Genomic DNA, 3,832 nt, shown 5'->3' on the forward strand with positions numbered 1-3,832 from the left:
CCCCGGTCAAACCGGTTAGCGCCGTGCGGATTTCGCCGAGCTCGATGCGGTAGCCGCGGATCTTGACCTGCTCGTCGGCGCGGCCCAAGTACTGCAGCTGCCCATCGGAGCCCCAGCAGACCAGGTCGCCGGTGCGATACATGCGTGCCCCTGGGCCGCCGAATGGACAGGCGACAAACCGCGACGCCGTCAGCGCCGCCCGGCGCCAGTACCCGCGGGCCAGCCCGGCGCCGGCCACGTACAGCTCGCCGACCACGCCGGGTGGCACCGGCCGCAGGGATTCGTCGAGCACGAACAACGCCGCCCCGGCGACCGGGGAGCCGATCGGAACGACGGCCGAGCCGGGGGCAAGCGGCGCGCTGATCGCCGCGTACACCGTGGTTTCGGTGGGTCCGTAGGCGTTGGTCATCACCCGTCCGGGCGCCCACCGGTCGACCAGCTCGGTCGGGCAGGCCTCGCCGGCCACCACCAGGGCCGCCGACTCCAGCCCCCGCGGGTCGAGCATCGCTGCGGCGGAAGGGGTTTGGCTCAGCACGCTGACCCGCTCGGCGACCAGCAACTCGTGCAGGTCCTCCGGGGATCGCACCACCGCGTCGGGGATCACCACCAGGCGGCCGCCGCGCAACAGCGCGCCGAAGATCTCCCACACCGACACGTCGAAGCCGTAGGAATGCCACTGCGACCACACGCCGGCGTCCGGCAGGCTGGCGTCCACCGTCGCCATCAGCTGCGTCACGTTGCGGTGGCTGACCGCCACACCCTTGGGCACCCCGGTGGTTCCCGAGGTGTAGATGAGGTAGGCGACGTCCTCCGCGCTCGGCGCCGGCAACGCGATGACGGGCTGGGCGTCGACGGCGGGATCGTCCACGTCGATGACCGCCACGTCGTACCCGTCGAGCCGGTCGGCAAGGGCGGCGGTGGTGACCACCGCGACGGGCGTGGCGTCGGCGAGCATGAAGCCGATCCGGGCGGCCGGATGCGCGGGATCGATTGGCAGATAGGCCGCCCCGGTCTTGAGCACCGCCACGATCGCCACGATCGCCTCGGCCGCGCGATCGAACAGCAGTGCCACGCACTGTCCCGGGGCGGCGCCGCGGCCGGCCAGCAGGTGGGCCAACCTGTTGGACGCCTGGTCGAGCTCGCGATACGTCCACGACCGGGTACCGCTGCTGAGCGCAGGCGCATCCGGCGTGCGCGCCGCCTGGGCGGCAAAGGATTCCGGAATCGACGTCGGCGCGTTTGCCGGCGCGGCCAGCGCCGCCCGGTTGCCGATCTCGTCCAGCCGGGCCCGTTCATCCGCATCGAGCAGGTCGACCGACGACACGGGGCGGGCGGGATCGGTGGTCATCGTCGCCAGCACCCGCTGCAGGCGCCCGACCAGTGTCTCGATGCTGTCCGCGTCGAACACGTCGGTGCGGAATTCCACCCGCCCGCCGATCCCGGCGGGCTCGTCGGTCTCGGTCCAGCGCTCGGTCATCGAGAAGGTCAGGTCCATGCGGGCGACCTGGGTGTCCAGCGGTATCGGGGTGACCCGAACGTCGCCCAGGGCCAGCCCGGTCGCGGGGTCGTTGTCCTGCCCGCCGAAGTTCTGCCAAGCCAGCATCACCTGAATCAGCGGGTGATGGGTGAGGCTTCGGGTCGGGTTGACGCGCTCCACCAGCACCTCGAAGGGCACGTCCTGATGCTCGAAGGCCTCCAGGCTGCGCGCGCGCACCCGGTCCAACAGCTCGGTGAAGGTGGGGTTGCCGGACATGTCGACGCGCAGCACCAGGGTGTTGACGAAGAATCCGACCAAGTCGTCGAGCGCGGGGTCGCGCCGCCCGGCGATCGGAAAGCCCACCGCCACATCGCTACTCGCGCTCAGCTTGGCCAGCAGAACCGCCAGAGCGGCCTGCACCACCATGAAGCTGGTCGCATTGTGTTCGCGGGCCACCGCCGAAACCTGCTGCTGCAAGTCGGCCGGCCAGTCGATCGCCACCGTAGCCCCGCGCTGGTCGGCCACCTGCGGGTAGGGGCGGTCGGTGGGCAACTGCAACCGCTCCGGCATGCCGGCCAGGGCCTCTTCCCAATAGGCCAGCTGGGCGGCGATGCGGCTGTCGCTGTCCTTCAGGTCGCCGAACTGGGCGCGCTGCCACAACGTGTAATCCACGTACTGGACCGGCAATTCGTCCCACTCGGGGGCCTGCCCCGCGCATCGGCTGGCGTACGCGACGCCGAGGTCGGCGGCCAGCGGCCGCAGCGACCAGCCGTCGGCGGCGATGTGGTGCACCACGGCCACCAGCACGTGTTCGTCGTCCGCGACGCGGAAGACCCAGGCGCGCAACGGAATATCGGTCGCCAGGTCGAAGGTGCCGCGCGCCGCGGCCTTGACGGCCTCGTCCAGCCGGCCCGCCGACCAGCCGCTGGCGTCGACGACCTGCCAGCCGAAATCGGCTCGCTCCGCGGGGATGACCACCTGCTGGGGCGTTCCCTCGGGCGCGGCGAACACGGTGCGCAGGCTCTCGTGGCGGGCCACCACGTCGGCCAGCGCCGCACCGAGCACGTCGGCGTCGAGCCGACCACGCAGGCGCATTGCCGCCGCCATGTTGTAAACCGGTGACGGGCCTTGCAATTGGTCCAGGAACCACAGCCGGCTCTGGGCGAACGACAGCGGGACGACCGCCGGCCGGGGGCCGGCCACCAACGGCTCGAGCCGGCCGGCGCCCTCCCCGATCCGGGGTGCCAGCTGGGCGATGGTGGGCGCCTCGAACACGGCGCGCACCGACAGGTACTCGTCTAGGTCGGTGTTGACCGCGGCGATCAGACGCATCGCCAGGATGCTGTCGCCGCCCAGGTCGAAGAACGACTGGTCGATCCCGACGCGATCGACCCCGAGCACCTGGGCGTAGATCCCGGCCAGGATCTCCTCGGTGGGATTGGTGGGGGCGCGATAGCCCGAGGCGGTGTATTCGGGAGTGGGGAGGGCGCGGGTGTCGAGTTTGCCGTTGACCGTCACGGGTAGCGCCTCGAGCACCACGATCCCGGCCGGGACCATGTAGCCCGGCAGCCGCTCGGCCAGCGCGGCGCGCATTGTGGCCGGCTCGGCGGCTCCGGTGATGTAGCCGACTAGTCGCTTATCGCCGGGGCGGTCCTCGCGGACGACGACCACCGCTTCGTCGACGCCGTCCAAAGCGGCGAGGGCCGAGCGGATCTCGCCGATCTCGATGCGGTAACCGCGGATCTTGACTTGCTCGTCGGTGCGTCCGACGTACTGCAGTTGGCCGTCGGTGCCCCAGCGCACCAGGTCCCCGCTGCGATACATCCGTTGTCCGGGCTCGCCGAACGGGCAGGCCACGAACCGCGATGCGGTCAAGTCGGGCCGGCGCACGTATCCCAGGCCCACCCCGCGCCCGGCGACATACAACTCCCCGATCACCCCGACCGGCACGGGCCGCAACCAGCCGTCCAGCACGAACAGTCCTGTCCCTGGCACCGCCGAACCAATCGGCGGCGCACCGGATTTCGCGGTCAGCGGGGTGCTCATGGACGCGAAGATCGTGCTCTCGGTCGGGCCGTAGACGTTCATCATCGCCCGCCCTGGTGCCCAGCGGTCCACCAGCTCCGGGGGTACGGGCTCCGCGCCGATCACCAGCGCCGCGGAGTCCAGGCCTTCCGGTGACAGCATGCGAACGGCCGCCGGGGTCTGACTCAACACCGTCACCTTCTCGGCCACCACCAACGCATGAAAATCCTTCGGCGAGCGCGCCACGGCCTCCGGGACCACCACCAGTCGCCCGCCGTGCAGCAGCGCCCCCCAGATCTCCCACACCGAGAAATCAAACGCATACGAATG

General features: G+C 70.9%; 1 protein-coding gene. It reads right to left on the minus strand.

Annotated features, from left to right (window positions below; all coding sequences use genetic code 11):
• A partial coding sequence (locus A5756_RS07675) for a non-ribosomal peptide synthetase (RefSeq protein ID WP_156659318.1) occupies nucleotides 1–3,832 on the minus strand: 3,832 nt, incomplete at both ends.

Source organism: Mycobacterium sp. 852002-53434_SCH5985345 (assembly GCF_001667155.1).
GTDB lineage: Bacteria > Actinomycetota > Actinomycetes > Mycobacteriales > Mycobacteriaceae > Mycobacterium.